The following is a 20002-nucleotide window of genomic DNA, read 5'->3' as shown; positions in this document are numbered from 1 at the left end:
GAAGGCGCCGTCGGCCCGGAAAGCGGAGCTATCGGCCCCGTCGGGCGTCGAGACTCCAGGGGCCGGGGCCGGCGAAGACCAGGTAGAGGAACACGAAGCAGTAGAGGATGGCGGCATCGCCGCCGTTGTTGACCGGGAAGAAATCCCGCGGGGCGTGGGCGAGCCAGTAGGCGAAGGCCATGGTGCCCGAGGCCAGGAAGGCCGCGGCCCGGGTGCGGTAGCCGACGACCAGCAGCGCCCCGCAGATGATCTCGATGAAGCCGGAGATCCCTGACAGCGAGAAGGCATCGACCACGCGGTCGGAGGGCGGGAAACCGAGGTGCTTCTGGGTACCGTGCAAGAGGAAGATCAGTCCAGAGACGATGCGCAGCAGGCTGAGCACGCGCGGTGTCCAGACTTTCTGTAGCTCGAGGGTATCCATCGGGGGGCTCCTGTTCCTTGGGCAACCTCAACAGCGTGGCCCGCCAGGCGGCATCGGGCAAGCCGGCCGCCGCGATCGGGGCTCAGGGGGTAGTGTCCTCGAGCCAGCGCCGCAACAAGGCGGTGACCTCGTCGGGATGGCTGCGGGTCACCCAGTGGGAGCCGGGCAGGCGGGCGATACGCAGGTCGCGGACGTAGTCGCCGAGGTTGCCGTAGCTGACCTCGGAGACGAAGGGATCGCGCTCGGCGATGATCAACTGCACCGGGCAGGTGACGCTGTCCCGGGGCGGCAGCGGTGGCGGGTGCAGGACGTTCTGGCGGTACAGTGCCATGGGGCCCAGGGTCAGGGCACGCACCTGGGCGCGGTCCTCGTCGAGCAGCGGATCCCCCTTGGGTACGCCGGCCAGGCGCAGCACCCATTGCCAGCCGCGCACGCCGGCCAGGCGCCAGAGTGCCTCGCCCAGCGGCCAGACGATCAGCGGGACGGTGTAGCCGGCGCGCAGCAGTTGGGCGGCCGCGACGGCGGTGCGTCGCGGCCGCCCACTGGTCAGTTCCTCCCGGGCCCAGCGCAGCCAGATCGCCAGATGGGGCCCGGAGACAAAGCTCCAGCTGCGTACCCGCCGGCCGTAGTCGGGATGGGTGACATAGGACCAGCCGACGCTGGCGCCCCAGTCATGGCCCACCAGGTGCAGGCGCTCGGCGCCCAGCGCCTGGACCGCGGCCTCGATATCTTCCAGCAAGCGGTCGATGCGGTAGCGCCGCGCCGGCTGGCGGGGCTCGCCGGCGGGAATGCCCGGCCAGTCGAGGCTGGCCACCCAGTACGTATCGCCGAGGGCCAGCATGATCTCCCGCCACATGCGCTGGCTGTCCGGGTAGCCATGCAGGAAGAGCACCAGGGGCCGCGCCGGGTCGCCGCCGTGGCGCAGGTGCAGCCGGTAGCCGTCGCGCTCGACGAGCCGCTCCTCCAGCGCGGTTGGGCCGCTCATTGTGCCTCCGGCAGGGCGTAGGCGACGATGGCGTCGCCGGGGTCGGAGAGCACATGGCCGCCGGCGGCGACCACCAGGAACTGGCGCCGCTCGGGGCCCAGCCGGTAGGTCAGCGGGGTGGCGTGGGCGGAGTAGGGCAGGCGGGTGCGCCAGAGCCGCTCGCCGCTGGTCAGGTCGAAGGCGCGCAGGTAGTTGTCCGGGGTGGCGGCGATAAATACCAGGCCGCCGGCGGTGACGATGGGGCCGCCGATATTGGGCACGCCCCATTCGAACCATAGCGGCCAGGGCGCCAGGCCGCGCAGGGAGCCCAGCGGCACCTCCCAGCGGACCTCGCCGGCCGCCAGGTCCACGGCGGTGAGGGTGCCCCAGGGCGGGGCGCTGCAGGGGGCGCCGAAGGGCGAGCGCAGCAGCTCCACGCTGACCGCATAGGGGGTGCCGCGCATTTCGCCATAGAGGCGGTTGGCGTTGGCCAGGCCGCCGGCGTCGGTGCCTCGCTCCTCCTCGGGCAGGGCCTCGAATTCCTCCCGGGGGATCAGTTGCACCGCGGTGGGCACCCGCGACTGGTTGACTACCATCAGGTTGGCGGCGGGGTCGAAGGCGCCGCCGCCCCAGTTGATGCCGCCGGTGGCGGCGGGATAGGCCACCGTGCCCTGGAGGCTCGGCGGGGTGAACAGGCCCTCGGAGCGCCGCGCCTCGATCTGGCGCCGGCAGCGGCCGCGGTCCCAGAAGGTGAAGCCCCAGGCCTCCTCGGGGCCGAGCTCTGGCGGGAAGAGGCTCGGCGGCTTGACCGGGAAGGGCTGGGTGGGGGAGAGCCAGTCGCCGGGCACCGGGTCCTGGGGCACCGGGCGCTCCTCGACCGGGTGCAGGGGCTCGCCGGTCTCCCGGTGCAGCACGAAGACATGGCCGGTCTTGGTGGCGGCCACCACCGCCGGCACCGGGCCGTCGGCGGTGTCGAGCTCGATCAGCGAGGGCTGGGCGCCGACGTCATAGTCCCAGAGGTCGTGGTGCACGGTCTGGAAGTGCCAGGCCACCTGGCCGGCCCGCTCGCCGCGGGTATGCAGGGCAACCACCGAGGAGGCGTAGTGGTCGAGGCCTTCGCGCTGGCCGCCGAAGTAGTCCGGCGGGGCATTGCCGGTGGGCACGAAGAGCAGGCTGCGCTCGGGGTCGGCGCTCATGGGCGCCCAGACATTGGCGGTGGAACGGCGATAGGGGCCCTCGGCGGGCGTCCGGGGCTGGTCGGGGGGAATCGGGTCCCAGGCCCAGGCCAGCTCACCGCGGCGGGCATCGAAGGCGCGTACCACCCCCGGCGGGGCGTTGGCGCGCACGTTGTCGGCGACCAGGGCGCCCACCACCACCAGGTCGTCCACCACCAGGGGCGAGGAGGTGATGTAGTACTCCCAGGCGGGGATGTCGTCGCCGAGGTCGTCGCGCAGGGCCAGGCGGCCGGCCTCGCCGAAGTCCGCGCAGGGGCGGCCGGTGGCGGCGTCCAGGGCGATCAGCTCGGCGTCCTGGGTGCCGGTGAAGATTCGCTCGCGGCAGGCGTCGCCGGGGTCGGCCGCGTCGTCCTCCCAGTAGGCCACGCCGCGGCAGATCATCGGGTAGGCGCCGTGCAGCTCGCGCAGCTCGAGTTCGGGGTCGAAGGTCCACAGCTCCTCGCCGGTCTCCGGATGCAGGGCGATGACCCGGTTGTAGGGGGTACAGAAGATCAGCCGCTCGCCGACCACGATGGGGGTGACCTGCAGGGAGGTGCGGGTCTGGCCGGCCTCGCCGGTGGAGAAGTCGCCGTGGTGGTAGCGCCAGGCCTCTTCCAGGTGGGCGACGTTGTCGACGCGGATCTGATCGAGGGGCGAGTAGCGTTGCCCGGCCAGGTTCTGGCCGTAGTGGGGCCAGTCGGCGGTGGGGCCGCTGAGGTCCGGCGGCGGCGGGGACGAGGGAAAGTTGCGCGCCACCAGCAATAGCGCCACGGCCAGGAGTGCCACTAGCATCCATTTCCAGTGCATGGTCATGCCTCCCGCTCGGCTGGTCTCCCATGCAGTGAAGCTAGTTCATCGCCGCCGGCTCGGCGAACCGGGGAGGTTCATGGACTTTCTCGGCGAACGACGCCAATCTTTGACGACATAGCGCCGGATGCCTCCGGTGCTGCCAGCCCCGAAAAGGAGACACCGATGGGCCGACTCTTTACCCTGATCGTGGTGGCGGGCCTCGTCTATGGCGGGCTCTATTTCGTCTATGGCGTGAAGGTCAAGCAGGGGGTGGCGGAGCAACTGGATGCCTATGGCCTGGAGCGCCTGGAGGTGAAGAAGGTCGACTATGAGCCCCTGGCGCCGCTGCGGACCGAGGCCACCGTCACCGCCCTCCTTATCTATCGGGGGGCCGAAGCCCAACTGGATATCCGCGTCATCGGGCATCCGATCTTCTCCGAGGAGATGCGCCTGGAGCTGCAGGGCTTGCAGGCCCTGCGGCTGACCATCGGCGCCGGCCAGTAGGCGCCCCTGTCTCCACCCCCTGGGGCCCCTCCCGAGCCCGGCGCCCTGGCTATGCTGTAGGGATATAAGGCGCCATCGGCGATGGTCGCGTCGCCTCGGCGCCGGGGAGGGCGGCATGGCGATATCCCTGAGCGCGGCCCTGGGCCGCGAATACGAGCGACTGTTCGAGAGCTGTGACATTCGCCCCGGGCAGCGGGCCCTGGTGGAGCGCGTCTGCCAGCGCCTGGTCCGGGACCGGTCCCGCTACGAGGCGGTGACCGCCCGCCAGGGGGTGCCCTGGGCCTTCGTGGCGGCGGTGCATCAGTTGGAATCCGGCGGCGACTTCCGCCGCCATCTGCATAACGGCGACCCCCTGAGCGGGTGCACCGTGCGGGTGCCGGCGGGGCGTCCCAAGCGTGGTTCGCCGCCCTTCTCCTGGGAGGAGAGCGCCGCCGATGCCCTGGCCCTCAAGCGCCTGGGCGGGCGCACCGACTGGAGCCTGGCGGGGCTGCTCTATCAACTGGAGCGCTACAATGGCTGGGGCTACCGCCGCTATCACCCCCATGTGCTGTCGCCCTATCTGTGGAGCGGCTCGGCGCACTACGAACGGGGCAAGTACGTGGCCGATGGGCGCTGGTCGGAGACGGCGGTCTCCAAGCAGGTCGGCGCGGCGGTGCTGCTGCGGCGGCTGGCCGAACTCGGCGAGATCGCGCTGGGCGAGGCGCCGCCGCCGTCTCGGCCGGCGGCGGCCGAGGCGGACCGCGTCGAGGTGGATCGTGTCGAGGCGGTCGATACGCTGGCTGCCGAGGTGGCCAGGGGCGCGGCATCGCCGCCGCTGGTCTCGCGGCACGCCATGCGCCCGGGGCGCGCCCCCGAGGCGCGCAAGGCGGAGCACCTGCAGCGCTGGCTGAATACCTTCCCCGGCCTCTTCCTGCGCGTGGACGGGATCCCCGGGGATCGCACCTCCACGGCCTATCGACGGGTCACCGGGCATTACCTGCCCGGCGATTCGCGGGGATCGCGGAGGTGACGGCGTCTTAATCCTGGCCGTGACGACGGCGATGCAGGGCATGCACCCGGTCATCGAGGCCCGCCACCGGGCCCTCCACCGCGAGGCCGGGCACGACCTGGCGGATCGGCAGCGGCGCCACCGGGCCCGGGGGCACGCCCATGGCCTCCAGCCAGGTGCCGAGCTGGGCGGAGGAGCTGATATAGACGATGCGCCCCAGGCCGGCCCAGCCATGGGCGGCGGCGCACATCGGGCAGTGCTCGCCGGAGGTGTAGACGGTGGCCGCGGCCCGGGCCTCGGGGCTCAGGTGCTCGGCGGCCCAGCGGGCGATGGCGAATTCCGGGTGGCGGGTGGCATCGCCGCCGGCGATGCGATTGCGATCCTCGAACAGCACCTCGCCCTCGGCGGAGACCAGCACCGAGCCGAAGGGCTCGTCGCCGGCGGCCAGGGCCTCCTCGGCGAGGGTCAGGCAGCGTTGCAGATAGGGCATCTCGTGATCAGGTCTCATGGCTTTCCTCCTCGGTCTCTTCAGGAGTGTAAGCCAGGCCCGGGGTGCCTTCGGAACAAAGCTTGATCCAGCGCAACTCGCGCTGGCGATTCTTGTGCTGAACTGAAGTGGATATGGCCCACGGTTACCGCTGACTCTGCCAAGGAGAGCCCCATGCCCGCCATGATGAAAGCCGCCATCTTCGTCGAACCCGGCCGCATCGAGATCGATGACAAGCCGATTCCCGAGATCGGCCCCAACGACGCCCTGATCCGGGTGACCACCACCACCATCTGCGGCACCGACGTGCATATCCTCAAGGGCGAGTACCCGGTGGAGACGGGGCTGACCATCGGCCACGAGCCGGTGGGAGTCATCGAGAAACTGGGCGCCAATGTGCAGGGCTACCGGGAGGGGCAGCGGGTGATCGCCGGGGCCATCTGCCCCAGCTTTACTTCCTACGCCTGCCAGGACGGTTGCAGTTCCCAGGATGGCGGCCACCATGCTCACGGCTACAAGCCCATGGGCGGCTGGCGCTTCGGCAACACCATCGATGGCGCCCAGGCCGAGTACCTGCGGGTGCCGGACGCCCAGGCCAATCTCTCGCCGGTGCCGGATGGCCTCAGCGACGAGCAGGTGTTGATGTGCCCGGACATCATGTCCACCGGCTTCGCCGGGGCCGAGTCGGCCGGTATCAAGATCGGCGACAGCGTGGCGGTCTTCGCCCAGGGGCCGATCGGACTGTGCGCCACCGCCGGGGCCCGGCTGCGCGGTGCCGGCCTGATCATCGCCGTGGATGGCGTCGACGAGCGCCTGGCCATGGCCAAGCAACTGGGCGCCGATGTGGTGATCGATTTCCGCAAGGTGGACGTGGTCTCCGAGATCCTGCGGCTCACTGGCGGGCGCGGTGTGGATGCCTCCATCGAGGCGCTGGGCCTGCAGTCCACCTTCGAGGCGGCGCTGCGGGTGCTCAAGCCCGGCGGCACCCTGTCCAGCCTGGGGGTCTATTCCGAAAACCTGACGATTCCCCTGGATGCCTTCTGTGCCGGCCTGGGCGATCACCGCATCGTCACCTCGCTGTGTCCCGGCGGCAAGGAGCGCATGCGCCGGCTGATGCAGATCATCGATAGCGAGCGCCTCGACCTGGGCCCCATGGTCACCCACCGCTATGCGCTGGAGAACATCGTCGAGGCCTATGAGCTCTTCTCCCATCAGCGCGATGGCGTGCTCAAGGTGGCGATCCAGGCCGGTTGATGCCGATGTCGGGCCGGGGCGTCGCCCGCTCCGGCCGATGATGACCGAGGCGTCGAGCGGCGCCATGTCGATGCAGGGGGTTCATTATGTTCCAGTCGATACTCGTACCCGTGGATGGCTCCGCCCATGCGGAGAAGGCGCTCGAGGTGGCGGCGCAGCTGGCCACCCCGCTGGCCAGGCTCTACCTGATCAATGTGCAGCAGCCGCCGAATGATATTGGCCTGCTGGTGGGGGGCAGCGGCAGGCCGGTCAGCGAGGAGGTGATCCAGAAACTGGTCAAGGAACGCGAAGACGACGCCCGCAAGATCCTCGACAAGGCCTATGCGGCGGTGAAGCTCGACGGTCTCCAGGTGGAAGAGGTGATCTCCAAGGGGCGTCCGGCGGAGGCCATCGTCGCCGAGGCCGAGGCCCTCCAGGTGGAAGCCATCGTCATGGGGAGTCGCGGCATGAGCGACCTCAAGGGCATGGTGATCGGCAGCGTCTCCCATCGGGTCGGGCATACCGCCCACTGCACGGTGATCACCGTCAACTAGGGGCCCTCGGCACTAACGCTCTTGCCCTCGCGAGGCGCCATTCGGCGCCTCGCTGCTAGTAGGCCGGGTCGATAACGCCGTTGAGGGAGGCGTTGCGGCGGAACCAGCCGGCGATGCTGGCGCGGGGCCGGGCAGTGGGCAGCACCTCGTGGGGCACCCGGTCGGCGAGGAAGCAGGCGAAGTTGCCCGCCTCGGGGCGCACCCGGGCCACCTCGCGGCTCTCGTCCTCGGGGTCATAGAGCACCATCTCGCCGCCATCCGCCGGGCCCCAGTCGGGGCTGAGGTAGCCGACCGTGGAGACCACCCGGTTGGCGCGGCCGCGGAAGCTGTCCCGATGCTTCTTGTAGAAGGTGCCGGGGCCGTAGTGGGCGAAGTGGGCCTCGAACTCGAAGAGCCCCAGGTAGAGGGCCCGGTTGAGCTCCTGCTGGAGCTCCGCCATGGCGCCCAGGTAGTGGCGCTGGGGCAGGGTGGCGCGGTCCAGCCAGTGGATGGTGTCGCCGCGGATATCGCGGCGCAGGCTGTGATCCTCGCCGCGGCCGATGCCGGCGGTGTGCATGGTCTGGCGGGCGACCCGCTCCTCCAGCTCGTCATGCAGGGCCCGGCACAGCCCGGCGTCGATGACCCCCTCGCCGAGGTACCAGCCGCGCTCGACCAGGGCATCCACCAGCGCGGTGAGGGTGGCGGGGGCGAGGGAGGGAATGGCCAGGCTCATGGGCGCTCCAGGCGGCGGGCGGGGCGGGGGAGAGAGCAGCAGAGGTGCCCCTCGGCGGGCGCGTAACCCAGGGCGGGAATGACCAGGCTCATGGGTGCTCCAGGCGGCGCGGGGGGCGGGGGAGAGAGCAGCAGAGGTGCCCGTCGGCGGGCGCGTAACCTAGGGCGGGAATGACCAGGCTCATGGGTGCTCCAGGCGGCGCGGGGGATAGTAGCAGAGGCGCCCCTCGGCGGGCGGGTGATAGAGGCTGATGGGGCGCTCGAAGCCCTCCGCCAGCAGCTCCACCAGCATCATCGCCGAGAGGCCCCAGATCACCTGGCCATCCACATGGTAGCTGGGCACATAGTGGGGGCGTCCCTCCACGGTGATCACGTCGGTGTGGTTGCGGCGATCCTCCAGGAAGAGCCGCAGCGGCACCTCGAAGATGGTGTCCAGCTCGCCGGGGTCGGGGACCAGCGGCAGGTCGGGGGGGATCAGCCCCACGAAGGGCGTGACCCTGAGCCCATGCAGGGAGATGACGTCGCTGAGGCGACCCAGCAGCTCGACCTGGCCCCGCGCCAGGGCGATCTCCTCCTCGGCCTCGCGCAGGGCGGTGGCCAGCAGGTCGGGATCCTGGGCCTCGCGCTTGCCGCCGGGGAAGGCCACCTGGCCGCGATGGGTATTGAGGTGGTCGGCGCGACGGGTGAACAGCAGGGTCGGTTCGGGGCGGTCGACGATGGGCAAGAGTACCGCGGCCTCGGGCAGTTGAAGGATGACGCGGCCGGGACGGTGTGCTTGCAGGCGCTCGCGAAGTTTCTCTAACATGGGGCTCTCACACGATTTCTCTTCTTGTACTTAGCCCCCGGAAAGGCGTCAAGGGCAAGCCGAGCATCCCGCGAGGAGCCGATGAATTTCTGCAGCCACTGTGGCCATACCGTTCGCTTCGCCATTCCCGAGGGCGATGACCGTCCCCGCTACCTCTGCGACGCCTGCGGCACCATCCATTACCAGAACCCGCGCATCGTCGCCGGCACCCTGCCGGTGCGGGGCACCAAGGTCCTGCTGTGTCGGCGCGCCATCGCGCCGCGCAAGGGCTTCTGGACCCTGCCCGCCGGTTTCATGGAGAACGCCGAGACCACCGTCCAGGCGGCGGCCCGGGAGACCCGCGAGGAGGCCTGTGCCGAGGTGGCGATTCATGGCCTCTACACCCTGATCAACCTGCCCCATATCAACCAGGTCTATATGATCTTCCTGGCCGACCTGGAGGGGGGCTTCGATGCCGGGGCCGAGAGCCTGGAGGTGGCGCTCTTCGAGGAGGAGGAAATCCCCTGGGACGAGCTTGCCTTTCCCACCATCGAGCGCACCTTGCATCATTTCTATGCCGACCGCCGCGGCGAGGCCTTTCCCCTGCATATCAGCGATATCACCGCCGAGGATCGCGAGCGCTACTTCGGCTCCGCCTGACGCCGAGGGGATAAACAGCATAAGGAAACGGCATTGGACAAGTTCGAAGTCAAACTGGATCAGGCGGCCCGCGCCGCCTGGATGTCATTCGTGGGGGGCATGACCCAGGACGAGATCGCCCAGCAACTGGGGGTGTCGCGGCCCGGGGTGCAGCGCCTGCTGGCCCTGGCGCGTCAGGAAGGCCTGATCAAGGTGCGTATCGATCATCCGGTGGCGGCCTGCATGGCCATGTCCAGCGTCATCCGCGAGCAGTTCGGGCTGGATTTCTGCGATGTGGTGCCGGCCGAGCCGGAGGCCGCCGACGGTGCCGCCCACTACCTGGCCGTGGCCGGGGCCGAGCGCATCGCCCGGCTGGTGGAGCGCAGCGAGCCGCTGACCCTGGCGCTGGGCACCGGGCGCTCCATCCGTGCCACGGTGGAGGCGATCAGTCGCATCGAGCGTCCCCAGCACCGCTTCGTCTCCCTGGTGGGCAACGTGGCCCGGGACGGTTCCTCCAACCGTTATGACGGCGTCATGGTACTGGCCGACAAGACCGGCGGCGAGCGCTTCCTGTTGCCGGCGCCGGTGGTGGCGGGCACGGTGGAGGAGAAGGAAGCCATGCAGCAGCAGCGGCTCTTCCAGTCCGTCGCCGAGGTGGCCAGGGAGGCGGAGACCGGCTATATCGGCATCGGCAAGATCGACCGCCAGGCCACCCTCTTCCAGGATCACTTTATCTCCGAGGGCGAGCTCGATGAACTCTTGGCCCTCGAGGCCGTAGGGGAGCTGCTGGGCTGGCCGATGAACGCCCGGGGCGAGGTGATCGACTGCTCGACCAGTCGACGCATCACCAGCCTGCCGCTGGAGATGCTGGCCGGACAGCCGCTGGTGGCGCTCGCCGGCGGACACGGCAAGGCGCCGGCCATCCTCGCCGCCTTGCGCGGCGGTTGGCTCAAGGGGCTGGTCACCGACGAGGTGGCGGCGCGTTTTATCGTCGAGCGGGCGGGGTGAGGTTCCCGCCGAGGCAATTTCCTCTCCGACCAAAGTCTAGGCGTCTCGACTTTGCTTTTTTTTGGGTCCTGTATGATCATTTGATTGTAGTGTGATCAAATTGATCAGAGTGGTGCGACCAATAACAACGCGAGTCCCGCAAAGGAGCCCATCATGAAGCCCACCCGAGCCCTGCCGCTGGCCACCCTGACGGTGGCCGTCGCCGCTGCCTCCCAGGCCCAGGCACAGACCGAGATCACCGTCGCCACGGTCAACAACAGCGACATGGTGATCATGCAGAGCCTCACCGAGGAGTTCGAGTCGGCCCACCCCGACATCGAGCTCGACTGGGTGGTGCTCGAGGAGAACGTGCTTCGCCAGAACTTGACCACTGATGTCGCCATTGGCGGCGGTCAGTTCGACGTCATGACCATCGGCACCTATGAGGTACCCATCTGGGCCGAGCGTGGATGGTTGACGCCCCTCGATGGCCTGCCGGAGGCCTATGAAGTCGACGACCTGTTGCAGTCGGTCCGCGACGGCCTTTCCCATGATGGCGTGCTGCACGCGCTGCCGTTCTATGCCGAGAGCTCGATGATGTACTACCGCCAGGACCTGTTCGACGCGGCCGGCATCGAGATGCCCGAGCAGCCGACCTGGGAGCAGGTGCGCGACTGGGCCGCCGAGCTCCACGACCCGAATAGCGATACCTACGGCATTTGCCTGCGCGGCAAGCCGGGCTGGGGCGAGAACATGGCCTTCGTCTCGACCCTGGTAAACACCTTCGGTGGCCGCTGGTTCGACGAGGACTGGAATCCCGAGATCGATTCTCCTGCCTGGCAGGAGGCGATCGAGTTCTATGTCGATCTGCTCGGCAACTATGGTCCGCCCGGGGCCAGCTCCAACGGCTTCAACGAGAACCTGGTGCTGTTCTCGCGTGGCAACTGCGCCATGTGGGTGGATGCTACCTCGGCGGCCGGTCGGATCTACGACCCCAGCGCATCCGATGTCGCCGGCCGGCTTGGCTTCGCCCCGGCGCCGATCGCCGAGACGCCCAAGGGGGCACACTGGCTGTGGTCCTGGGCGCTGGCGATTCCCTCCTCCTCCGAGAAGCAGGACGCCGCCAGGACCTTCATTCAGTGGGCGACCTCCAGGGAGTATATCGAGCTGGTCGGCGAGACCCAGGGCTGGACCAGCGTCCCCCCCGGCACCCGGACCTCCACCTACGAGGACGCACGCTACATCGAGGCGGCACCCTTCGCCGACTTCGTGCTGGAGGCGATCCGCGGCGCCGATCCCACCGACTCGACGCTCGAGCCCAGCCCCTATATCGGCGTGCAGTTCGTGGGCATTCCCGAGTTCCAGTCGATCGGCACCCAGGTCGGCCAGACCATCGCCTCGGCGTTGACCGGTGGCGTCACGGTGGAACAGGCGCTGCAGTCCGCGCAACGCGCCACCCGGCGCACCATGCAGCGCGCCGGCTACCTGGATTGATCCCCGCTTGCCGGCCGGGGACACCCCGGCCGGCTGACCTCCCCCCATCCCAATGGGCCACAGATTATGACCAAGACACGAGCCGCCGGGCGCACCGTCGGGGGATTCCGCTCCCTGTCGCTGCAGGCGCCTGCTGTCAGCCTTCTCTTTCTATGGATGATCGTGCCGCTGGCGATGACCGTCTGGTTCTCGCTGCAGCGCTATAACCTGCTGATGCCGGAGATGACCGGCTTCGCTGGCCTCGAGAACTACGAGTACCTGTTCACCGACCCGGCGCTGTGGACGGCGATGGGCAACACCCTGCTGCTGGTCGGTGCGGTGCTGGTGATCACCGTGGTCGGCGGGACCCTGCTGGCGGTGCTCTTCCAGCAGGAGTTCCTTGGCCAAGGCATCGCCCGCGTGCTGGCCATCTCGCCGTTCTTCGTGATGCCCACGGTGAGCGCCCTGGTGTGGAAGAACATGATGATGCACCCCTCCAACGGCGTGCTTTCCTGGGTGGCCGAGTCGCTGGGCCTGCCGGCCGTGGACTGGTTCTCGTCGCTGCCGCTGACCTCGATCATCATCATCGTCGCCTGGCAGTGGCTGCCCTTCGCCCTGCTGATCCTGCTCACCGCCATGCAGTCGCTGGATGAGGACCAGGTGGAGGCGGCGCGTATGGACGGAGCGGGTCCCGTGGCCGTGTTCTTCTTTATCACCCTGCCGCACCTCAAGCGGGCGATCAGCGTGGTGATCATGATCGAGATGATCTTCCTGCTGACCATCTTCGCCGAGATCTTCGTCACCACCTCCGGCGGGCCGGGGCTGGCCACCACCAACCTGGCCTACCTGATCTATATCCAGGCCCTGCTCGACTTCGACGTGGGCATCGCCTCCGCCGGCGGGGTGATCGCCATTATCCTCGCCAATATCGTCGCCATCTTCCTGGTCCGCATGGTGGCCAAGAACCTGGAAAGCTGATTCGGGAGCGCCTGTCATGACGATTGCAAGAACCAAACCGTTGTCCTCCGCCGAGCCTGGCCATCTGGCACAAGCCTCGAACTGGGGCGGTGCCCTGCGCAGCCGGCGTTTGTGGCTGGGTGTGCTGGGCTGGACGGTCGCCGTGCTGATCTTCTTCCCGATCTTCTGGATGGTGCTGACCGGCTTCAAGACCGAGGCCGAGGCCATCGCCGACCCGAGCCTGATCTTCTCGCCGACCCTGGAGAGCTATGCCGAGGTCCAGGGGCGCGCGAACTACGCCAAGTTCGCCCTCAACAGCGTGGTGGTGGCCTTCGGCTCGACGCTGCTGGCGCTGCTGATCGCCATTCCGTCGGCCTATTCCATGGCCTTCCTGCCCACCAAGCGCACCAAGGGCACCCTGCTGTGGATGCTCTCCACCAAGATGCTGCCGCCGGTGGGCGTGCTGGTGCCGATCTACCTGCTGTTCCGCGACGTCGGCCTGCTCGATACCCGCACCGGGCTGATCATCGTCTACACCCTGATGAACCTGCCGATCGTGGTGTGGATGCTTTACACCTTCTTCAAGGACATGCCCAAGGACATCCTCGAGGCGGGCCGCATGGACGGCGCCGGCACCCTGCAGGAGGTGCTCTACCTGCTGCTGCCGCTGACCCTGCCGGGCATCGCCTCCACCGGCCTGCTGGCGGTGATCCTGAGCTGGAACGAGGCGTTCTGGAGCCTCAACCTGACCTCTTCCCAGGCGGCGCCGCTGACCGCTTACATCGCTTCCTTCTCGAGCCCCGAGGGGCTGTTCTGGGCCAAGCTTTCCGCGGCCTCGACCATGGCCATCGCGCCCATCCTCGTCTTCGGTTGGTTGACCCAAAAACAGATGGTCCGCGGCCTGACCTTCGGCGCGGTCAAGTAATCCAGGAGCCTTTCCCATGGCAACACTACAACTCCAACAGATCACCAAGAGCTTCGGCGACACCCATGTCATCAAGGGCGTCGACCTGGAGGTCAACGATCGCGAATTCGTGGTCTTCGTCGGCCCATCGGGCTGTGGCAAGTCGACCCTGATGCGCATGATCGCCGGGCTCGAGAACGCCACCAGCGGCGATATCCTCATCGACGGCCAGCGCATCAACGACGTGGGCCCTGCCGATCGCGGCCTGGCCATGGTCTTCCAGAGCTATGCGCTGTATCCGCACATGACCGTCGAGGACAACATGGGCTTCAGCATGCGCCTGGCCGGGGTATCGAAAGAGAAGCGCCGCGAGAAGGTTCTCGAGGCGGCCAGGATCCTGCAGCTCGAGCCGCTGCTGGACCGCAAGCCCAAGGCCCTGTCCGGTGGTCAGCGCCAGCGTGTGGCGATCGGCCGCGCCATCGTGCGTAATCCCAGCATCTTCCTGTTCGACGAGCCGCTCTCCAACCTCGATGCCGCCCTGCGGGTGCAGATGCGCATCGAGCTGGCGCGCCTCCACGAGGAGCTCGATGCCACCATGATCTACGTCACCCATGACCAGATCGAGGCCATGACCATGGCCGACAAGATCGTGGTGCTGCAGGGCGGCGTGGTGGAGCAGGTGGGCTCGCCGATGGAGCTCTACCACCATCCTCGCAACCGCTTCGTGGCCGGTTTCATCGGCTCGCCGAAGATGAACTTCTTGTCCGTCGAGGTGGTGGAGGCCGATGCCGAGGGCGTCAGCGTGAAGCTGCCGGGTGGTGGCGTCATCAAGGTGCCGGTGGACGGCCAGGACCAGAGGCCCGGAACCACGCTGGAGCTGGGTATCCGTCCCGAGCACCTGGTGATCGACGATGATCAGGGGCCGCTGAGCGGAGATATCCAGGTCCTCGAGCGCCTGGGGGGACAGACCTCGCTGTACGTCCAGATGGAAGAGTCCATGGTGACCATCATGGCCGACGGCGATGTCGCCCATCGGGTACATGACCGGGTGCGCTTCGGCTTCGCGCCCGGCCGCGCCCATCTCTTCGATGCCGATGGCCTGGCCCTACCCAGCCTCGAACAACACCCGCTGGCTGGGCTGCGCCGTCAGGACAATCGCGCCGCCACCGACGCCAACAGCGCCTGAAGGAGGCCCCATGGAGACCTTGATCTTCGACTGCGACGGCGTGCTGGTGGATAGCGAGACGATTGCCGAGGCGACCCTGGTGGAGCTTCTCGGCGAGTGGCTGCCGGACCTGGACGTCGATAGCGTGCTCAGCCAGGCGTTGGGCATGACCACCGCCAATATTCTGCGTCACCTGGAAGCGCTGAGTGCGCATCGGCTGCCCGAGGGTGCCACCGATCTGGTCGACGACGCCATCGAGTCGCGCCTGGCCGAGGAACTCCAGGCCATGCCGGGGGTGGCCGCGGCCATCGCGGCCATCGACCTGCCCAAGGCGGTGGTCTCCAACAGCCGTCGCCAGCGGGTGCTGGCCTCGCTAGCCACCACCGGGCTCGCGGCCCGCCTCGACGGCGCGCCGATCTTTACCGCCGAACAGGTGGCTCGGCCCAAGCCGGACCCCGCCCTCTATCGGCTGGCCGCCGAGATGCTGGGCACCCCGCCAGCGCGCTGCCTGGTGGTGGAGGACAGTATCTCCGGGGTCACCGCCGCCCACGCCGCCGGCATGACGGTGATCGGCTTCACCGGGGCCAGCCATGTGCAGCCGGGCCAGGCCGAGCGCCAGGCCGCCGCTGGCGCCTGGCGGGTGATCGACCACATGCGGGCACTGCCGTCCCTGGTGGACGCCTGGCATGCCCGGCAGAAACGCGGTTAAGTGACTGACTTTGCAAGATTTTCACCTCAAGTAGCGAGGCAATCAGTATGAAACTTCAAGACAAGGTCGCCGTCATCACCGGTGGCGCCCGTGGCATCGGCCTGGCCATCGCCCGGCGCTACCTGGAGGAGGGGGCCAGCGTAGTGGTGGCCGATATCGATCAGGCCGCCATCGACGAGGCCCTGGCCACCCTGGAAGGAGAGGGCCACGCCGCCGGGCGGCTGATGGGGGGGCGCCTGGACGTCTGCGACCGCCAGGCCATCGATGCCATGGTGGAAAGCGTCACCGAGCACTTCGGCGGCATCGACATCCTGGTCAACAACGCCGCCGTCTTCGATATGGCGCCGGTGCTGGAAGTGACCGAGGCCAGCTACGACAAGCAGTTCGCGGTCAACGTCAAGGGCCTGTTCTTCACCCTCCAGGCCGTCGCCCAGGCCATGGTAGAGCGAGGGCAGGGGGGCAGGATCATCAATATGACCTCCCAGGCGGGGCGCCGCGGCGAGCCGCTGGTGAGTACCTACTGCGCCACCAAGGCGGCGGTGATCAGCCTGACCCAGTCCTGTGCCCTCGACCTGATCCAGTACGGCATCCGCGTCAACGGCATCGCCCCCGGGGTGGTGGACACTCCCATGTGGGAGGAAGTGGATGCCCTGTTCGCGCGTTACGAGGGTCGTCCCCTCGGTGAGAAGAAGCGCCTGGTGGGCGAGGCGGTGCCCTACGGGCGCATGGGCCGCCCCGAGGACTACGCCGGTGCCGCGGTTTTCCTGGCCAGCGACGACAGCGACTATGTCGTCGCCCAGACGCTTAACGTCGATGGCGGCAACTGGATGAGCTGAAGGCCCTTACCGGCAAGAGGCAAGACGAAATGACTCCCAATATCCATGACGTGGCTGCGCGGGTGCTGGAGGCGGCGGGGGATCGCCGGCGCTTTATCGTGGCCCTGGCCGGGCCGCCCGCCGCCGGCAAGTCCTTCCTCTCGGGATGGCTGTGCCGCGAGCTCAACGCCCGCCAGGCCGGCTGTGCCGCGGTGGTACCCATGGACGGCTACCACTATGACAACGCCGTGCTGGAACCCCAGGGCCTGGTGCCCGTGAAGGGGGCGCCGGAGACCTTCGACTGCGACGGGCTCAAGCACGACCTGGAGCGCATCCGCCGTGGTGATCGCAGCGTCGCCGTGCCGGTGTTCGACCGCCCCCTGGACCTGGCCCGGGCCGGTGGCCGGCTGATCGCCCCCGAGCATCGCCTGGTGATCGTCGAGGGCAACTACCTGCTGCTCGACCAGGGCCCCTGGCCGGCGCTGCGCCCGCTGTTCGACTTGACCCTGTTCCTCGAGGTGCCCGACGAGCTGCTCGAGGCGCGCCTTATCCAACGCTGGCGGGAGATGGGCCAGGATCCGGCCGGCGCCATCGAGCGCACACGCCACAAGGACATGCTCAATGCCCGCCTGATCAAGGCGGCCTCGGTGGCCGCCGACCTGCACTGGGCCACCAGCGACTGAGCCCCCTGCATTTCCTCACACGATGCCATCGCCACAAGCGGCAGGAGACCCTTCATGACCCGACTCAATAACGACAATCTCTCCCGACTCGTGCCCGAGTTGGCGCGGCCCACCTATGACCGCGGCACCGTCACCCCCGGCATCGTCCACTTCGGCGTGGGCGGCTTCCACCGTGCCCACCAGGCCATGACCCTCGACGCCCTGATGAACCGCGGCGAGGCGTTGGACTGGGGCATCGTCGGCGTCGGGGTGATGCCCGGTGACCGCCGCATGCAGCAGGCGCTGGCCGCCCAGGACCACCTCTATACCCTGGTGGTCAAGCATCCCGACGGCCGCCGCGAGCCGCGGGTCATCGGCAGCCTGGTCGACTATCGCTTCGCCCCCGACGACCCGGTGGCGGTGATCGAGCTGTTGGCCGATCCGGCGATCCGCATCGTCTCGCTGACCGTCACCGAGGGCGGCTACAACTTCCATCCGGTCAGCGGCGAGTTCGATCTGGAGAACCCGGCGATTCGCCACGACCTGGAACATCCCGAGGCGCCGAAAACGACCTTTGGGCTGATCGTCGAGGGCCTGGCCCGTCGCCGCGAGCGCGGTATCGCGCCCTTTACGCTGATGTCCTGCGACAATATCCAAGGCAATGGCGAAGTGGCCCGGGAGACCTTCGGTGCCTACGCTCGGGCCCGGGATCCGGAACTGGCCGAGTGGATCGAGGCCTCGGTGGCCTTCCCCAACGCCATGGTGGATCGCATCACCCCGGTGACCGCCGAGACGGATATCGCCGAGCTGGCGGAGCACTTCGACGTCGAGGACGCCTGGCCGGTGGTCTGCGAGCCCTTCACCCAGTGGGTATTGGAGGACCATTTCGTCGCCGGCCGCCCGCCGCTGGAGCGGGCCGGGGTGCAGCTGGTGGACGACGTGGTGCCCTTTGAACTGATGAAGCTGCGCCTGCTCAACGCCAGCCACCAGGCGCTGACCTACTTCGGCTACCTGGCCGGTTATCGCTACGCCCATGAGGTGTGCCAGGACCCGCTGTTCGTCGACTTCCTGCTCGACTATATGCGCCGCGAGGGTTCGCCGACCCTGGCCCCGGTGCCGGGCATCGACCTGGAGCAGTACCGCCTGACCCTGATCGAGCGCTTCGCCAACCCCGAGGTCAAGGACACCCTGGCGCGGCTCTGCGCCGAGAGCTCGGATCGTATCCCCAAGTGGCTGGTGCCGGTGATCCGCGAGCAGCTCGCCCGGGGCGGCGAGATCCATCGCAGCGCGGCGGTGGTGGCCAGTTGGGCACGCTACGTCGAGGGCGTCGACGAGCGAGGCGAGCCCATCGACGTGGTGGATCGTCTCAGGGAGGAACTGATGGCGATCGCCGCCGAGAACCGCACCCGCCCCACCGCCTTTATCGAGAACCACGAGCTGTTTGGCGACCTGGCCGAGGACGCGCGCTTCCGCGAGGCCTACCTGGCGGCCCTGGCCTCCCTCCATGACGTCGGGGCCCGTGCCACACTGGAGGCACTGGCAACGACACGAGGAGAGGCCTGATGTATCTCGGGGTAGATTGCGGGACCCAGAGCACCAAGGTGGTGGTGGTCGATGTCGACGGGGAGCGCATCCTCGGCGAGGCGAGCCGGCCCCATCGCCTGGTCGAGGGGGAGGGCGGGCGCCGCGAGCAGGATCCTATCGACTGGATCGAGGCCTTTCGCGGGGCCTTTGCCGAGGTGGTGGCGACCAGCGGCATCGATGGCCGGGCGATCCGCGCCATCGGCGTCTCCGGCCAGCAGCACGGCCTGGTGGCCCTCGACGGTGCCGGCGAGCCGGTCTATCCGGCCAAGCTGTGGTGCGACACCGAGACGACCCCCTGGAACGCCGCGCTGATCGAGCGCCTGGGCGGCGAGGCGGGCTGCCTCGACAAGCTCGGCCTGGTGCTGCAGACCGGCTACACCGCCTCCAAGCTCGCCTGGCTGCGCGAGCGCCAGCCCGCGGCCTATGGGCGTATCGCGAGCCTGTTGCTGCCCCACGACTACCTCAACTTCTGGCTCACCGGCGAACGGGTCAGTGAAGCCGGCGACGCCTCGGGTACCGGCTACTTCGACACCCGTACCCGGCGCTGGCGCCATGACGTCCTCGCCGAGATCGCCCCGGAGCTGGACGCCGAGCGGGTGCTGCCGCGGCTGATCGCGTCCCATGAGCCGGCCGGCACCCTGCGTCCCGAGCTGGCCCGGGAGCTGGGGCTCTCCGAGGGCGTGTTGGTCTCCAGTGGGGGAGGCGACAATATGCTCGGGGCCATCGGCACCGGCAATATCCGCCCGGGGCTCGTGACCCTGAGCCTCGGCACCTCCGGCACCATCTGCGCCCACTCCCCGGAACCGGTGGTGCCCGACAGCGCCATGGTCGCCAACTTCTGTGCCAGCCATGGCGGCTGGTTGCCGCTGGTCTGCACCATGAACGTTACCTCGGCGACCACGCGCGTCCGTGAGCTGTTCGGCCTCGACCTGGCGACCTTCGGCGAGCGGGTGGCCAGTGCGCCCATCGGCGCCGAGGGGGTGACCCTGTTGCCCTTCTTCAACGGCGAGCGGGTACCCATGCTGCCCGAGGCCACCGCCAGCCTCGACGGCCTGACCAGCGTCAATACCACCCAGGCCAACCTCTGCCGGGCGGTGGTGGAGGGCGCCACCTTGGGCCTGCGTTACGGTCTCGACCAGTTCGGCCGCCTGGCCGAGGGGGTGAGCGAGATCCGCCTGATCGGCGGCGGCTCGCGCAGCCCGGTGTGGCGGCAGATGGTCGCTGACGTTACCGGCAGCCGGGTGATCTGCCCGGAGATCGCCGACGCCGCGGCCCTGGGCGCCGCCCTGCAGGCGGCCTGGTGCCATCGCGGCGGCGAGCTGGCCGACCTCTGCGAGCGCCTGGTGCACCTCGACGAGGCCTCCCGGGCCGAACCCGCCCCGTCCGGTGTCGCCGCCTACCACGAGGTCTACGCCCGCTTCCGCCGGCGCCTGGCCGACCAGCACGCCATCCACTGAA

At 68.7% G+C, this 20002-nt stretch carries 21 protein-coding genes; 15 read left to right on the top strand and 6 right to left on the bottom strand.

Going from position 1 to position 20002, the window contains the following annotated elements; genetic code table 11:
- Positions 1-28: 28 nt before the first annotated feature.
- The 3 genes from ACQ1W9_RS14075 to ACQ1W9_RS14065 all read right to left on the bottom strand — a co-directional run bounded on the left by ACQ1W9_RS14075 (position 29) and on the right by ACQ1W9_RS14065 (position 3406).
- A complete protein-coding gene (locus ACQ1W9_RS14075; protein ID WP_431023928.1) occupies positions 29-421 on the bottom strand; it encodes a DoxX family protein in 393 nt (130 codons plus the stop codon).
- A gap of 82 nt (positions 422-503) precedes the next feature.
- Entirely contained in the window at positions 504-1406 is a 903-nt protein-coding gene (locus ACQ1W9_RS14070) for an alpha/beta fold hydrolase (protein WP_431023927.1), read from the bottom strand.
- A complete protein-coding gene (locus ACQ1W9_RS14065; protein WP_431023926.1) occupies positions 1403-3406 on the bottom strand; it encodes a pyrroloquinoline quinone-dependent dehydrogenase in 2004 nt (667 codons plus the stop codon). Before ACQ1W9_RS14065 ends, ACQ1W9_RS14070 begins: the two co-directional genes overlap by 4 nt.
- Positions 3407-3571: 165 nt before the next feature.
- On the opposite strand from ACQ1W9_RS14065, the gene ACQ1W9_RS14060 reads away from it, so the two are divergent.
- Positions 3572-3892, top strand: coding sequence for a hypothetical protein (locus ACQ1W9_RS14060; RefSeq protein WP_346063766.1), 321 nt, complete (start codon positions 3572-3574; stop codon positions 3890-3892).
- A gap of 115 nt (positions 3893-4007) precedes the next feature.
- Entirely contained in the window at positions 4008-4901 is an 894-nt protein-coding gene (locus ACQ1W9_RS14055) for a hypothetical protein (protein WP_431023925.1), read from the top strand.
- Positions 4902-4908: 7 nt separating this feature from the next.
- Here ACQ1W9_RS14055 and ACQ1W9_RS14050 read toward each other — a convergent pair whose 3' ends face one another.
- Positions 4909-5388: a nucleoside deaminase gene (locus ACQ1W9_RS14050; RefSeq protein WP_431023924.1), complete on the bottom strand. Its 480-nt coding sequence runs from the start codon at positions 5386-5388 to the stop codon at positions 4909-4911.
- A 153-nt stretch (positions 5389-5541) separates the two neighbouring features.
- Between ACQ1W9_RS14050 and ACQ1W9_RS14045 the strand changes: the two genes are divergently transcribed.
- Together ACQ1W9_RS14045 and ACQ1W9_RS14040 are read left to right on the top strand one after the other, a co-directional pair.
- Positions 5542-6621 (top strand): NAD(P)-dependent alcohol dehydrogenase, encoded by a 1080-nt coding sequence (locus tag ACQ1W9_RS14045; protein WP_431023923.1) that lies wholly within the window; start codon positions 5542-5544, stop codon positions 6619-6621.
- An 86-nt stretch (positions 6622-6707) separates the two neighbouring features.
- Positions 6708-7154, top strand: coding sequence for a universal stress protein (locus ACQ1W9_RS14040; RefSeq protein WP_431023922.1), 447 nt, complete (start codon positions 6708-6710; stop codon positions 7152-7154).
- A 55-nt stretch (positions 7155-7209) separates the two neighbouring features.
- Here the strand turns inward: ACQ1W9_RS14040 and ACQ1W9_RS14035 are convergent, their stop codons facing one another.
- Both ACQ1W9_RS14035 and ACQ1W9_RS14030 read right to left on the bottom strand, forming a co-directional pair.
- Positions 7210-7866: a 2OG-Fe(II) oxygenase gene (locus ACQ1W9_RS14035; protein WP_431023921.1), complete on the bottom strand. Its 657-nt coding sequence runs from the start codon at positions 7864-7866 to the stop codon at positions 7210-7212.
- 180 nt (positions 7867-8046) lie between these two features.
- Positions 8047-8670: a CoA pyrophosphatase gene (locus ACQ1W9_RS14030; RefSeq protein ID WP_431023920.1), complete on the bottom strand. Its 624-nt coding sequence runs from the start codon at positions 8668-8670 to the stop codon at positions 8047-8049.
- Positions 8671-8751: 81 nt separating this feature from the next.
- On the opposite strand from ACQ1W9_RS14030, the gene ACQ1W9_RS14025 reads away from it, so the two are divergent.
- The 11 genes from ACQ1W9_RS14025 to xylB all read left to right on the top strand — a co-directional run bounded on the left by ACQ1W9_RS14025 (position 8752) and on the right by xylB (position 20001).
- Positions 8752-9309 (top strand): NUDIX hydrolase, encoded by a 558-nt coding sequence (locus ACQ1W9_RS14025; RefSeq protein ID WP_431023919.1) that lies wholly within the window; start codon positions 8752-8754, stop codon positions 9307-9309.
- A 33-nt stretch (positions 9310-9342) separates the two neighbouring features.
- Complete coding sequence (locus tag ACQ1W9_RS14020) at positions 9343-10296, top strand: sugar-binding transcriptional regulator (RefSeq protein WP_431023918.1); 954 nt, start codon at positions 9343-9345, stop codon at positions 10294-10296.
- A 153-nt stretch (positions 10297-10449) separates the two neighbouring features.
- Positions 10450-11769 (top strand): ABC transporter substrate-binding protein, encoded by a 1320-nt coding sequence (locus ACQ1W9_RS14015; protein ID WP_431023917.1) that lies wholly within the window; start codon positions 10450-10452, stop codon positions 11767-11769.
- Positions 11770-11835: 66 nt separating this feature from the next.
- Positions 11836-12726 (top strand): carbohydrate ABC transporter permease, encoded by an 891-nt coding sequence (locus ACQ1W9_RS14010; protein ID WP_431023916.1) that lies wholly within the window; start codon positions 11836-11838, stop codon positions 12724-12726.
- Between the two features lie 16 nt (positions 12727-12742).
- Positions 12743-13630: a carbohydrate ABC transporter permease gene (locus ACQ1W9_RS14005; RefSeq protein ID WP_431023915.1), complete on the top strand. Its 888-nt coding sequence runs from the start codon at positions 12743-12745 to the stop codon at positions 13628-13630.
- A gap of 16 nt (positions 13631-13646) precedes the next feature.
- Positions 13647-14795: an ABC transporter ATP-binding protein gene (locus ACQ1W9_RS14000; protein ID WP_431023914.1), complete on the top strand. Its 1149-nt coding sequence runs from the start codon at positions 13647-13649 to the stop codon at positions 14793-14795.
- A gap of 10 nt (positions 14796-14805) precedes the next feature.
- A complete protein-coding gene (locus ACQ1W9_RS13995) occupies positions 14806-15483 on the top strand; it encodes an HAD family hydrolase (protein WP_431023913.1) in 678 nt (225 codons plus the stop codon).
- A 47-nt stretch (positions 15484-15530) separates the two neighbouring features.
- Positions 15531-16319, top strand: a complete 789-nt coding sequence (locus ACQ1W9_RS13990; protein ID WP_431023912.1) for an L-iditol 2-dehydrogenase — start codon at positions 15531-15533, stop codon at positions 16317-16319.
- Positions 16320-16348: 29 nt separating this feature from the next.
- On the top strand, positions 16349-16981 hold the full coding sequence (locus ACQ1W9_RS13985; protein WP_431023911.1) for a nucleoside triphosphate hydrolase: 633 nt from the start codon (positions 16349-16351) through the stop codon (positions 16979-16981).
- Positions 16982-17035: 54 nt separating this feature from the next.
- Positions 17036-18523 carry a mannitol dehydrogenase family protein gene (locus tag ACQ1W9_RS13980; RefSeq protein WP_431023910.1) on the top strand — a complete coding sequence of 496 codons (1488 nt, stop codon included), beginning with the start codon at positions 17036-17038 and terminating at the stop codon, positions 18521-18523.
- Positions 18523-20001 (top strand): xylulokinase, encoded by a 1479-nt coding sequence (gene xylB, locus ACQ1W9_RS13975; RefSeq protein WP_431023909.1) that lies wholly within the window; start codon positions 18523-18525, stop codon positions 19999-20001. Before ACQ1W9_RS13980 ends, xylB begins: the two co-directional genes overlap by 1 nt.
- Position 20002: the final 1 nt, after the last annotated feature.

It is taken from the genome of Halomonas sp. H5 (assembly GCF_050613175.1).
Classification (GTDB): domain Bacteria; phylum Pseudomonadota; class Gammaproteobacteria; order Pseudomonadales; family Halomonadaceae; genus Bisbaumannia; species Bisbaumannia salifodinae.
This window is presented reverse-complemented; position numbering and strand designations above follow the sequence as displayed.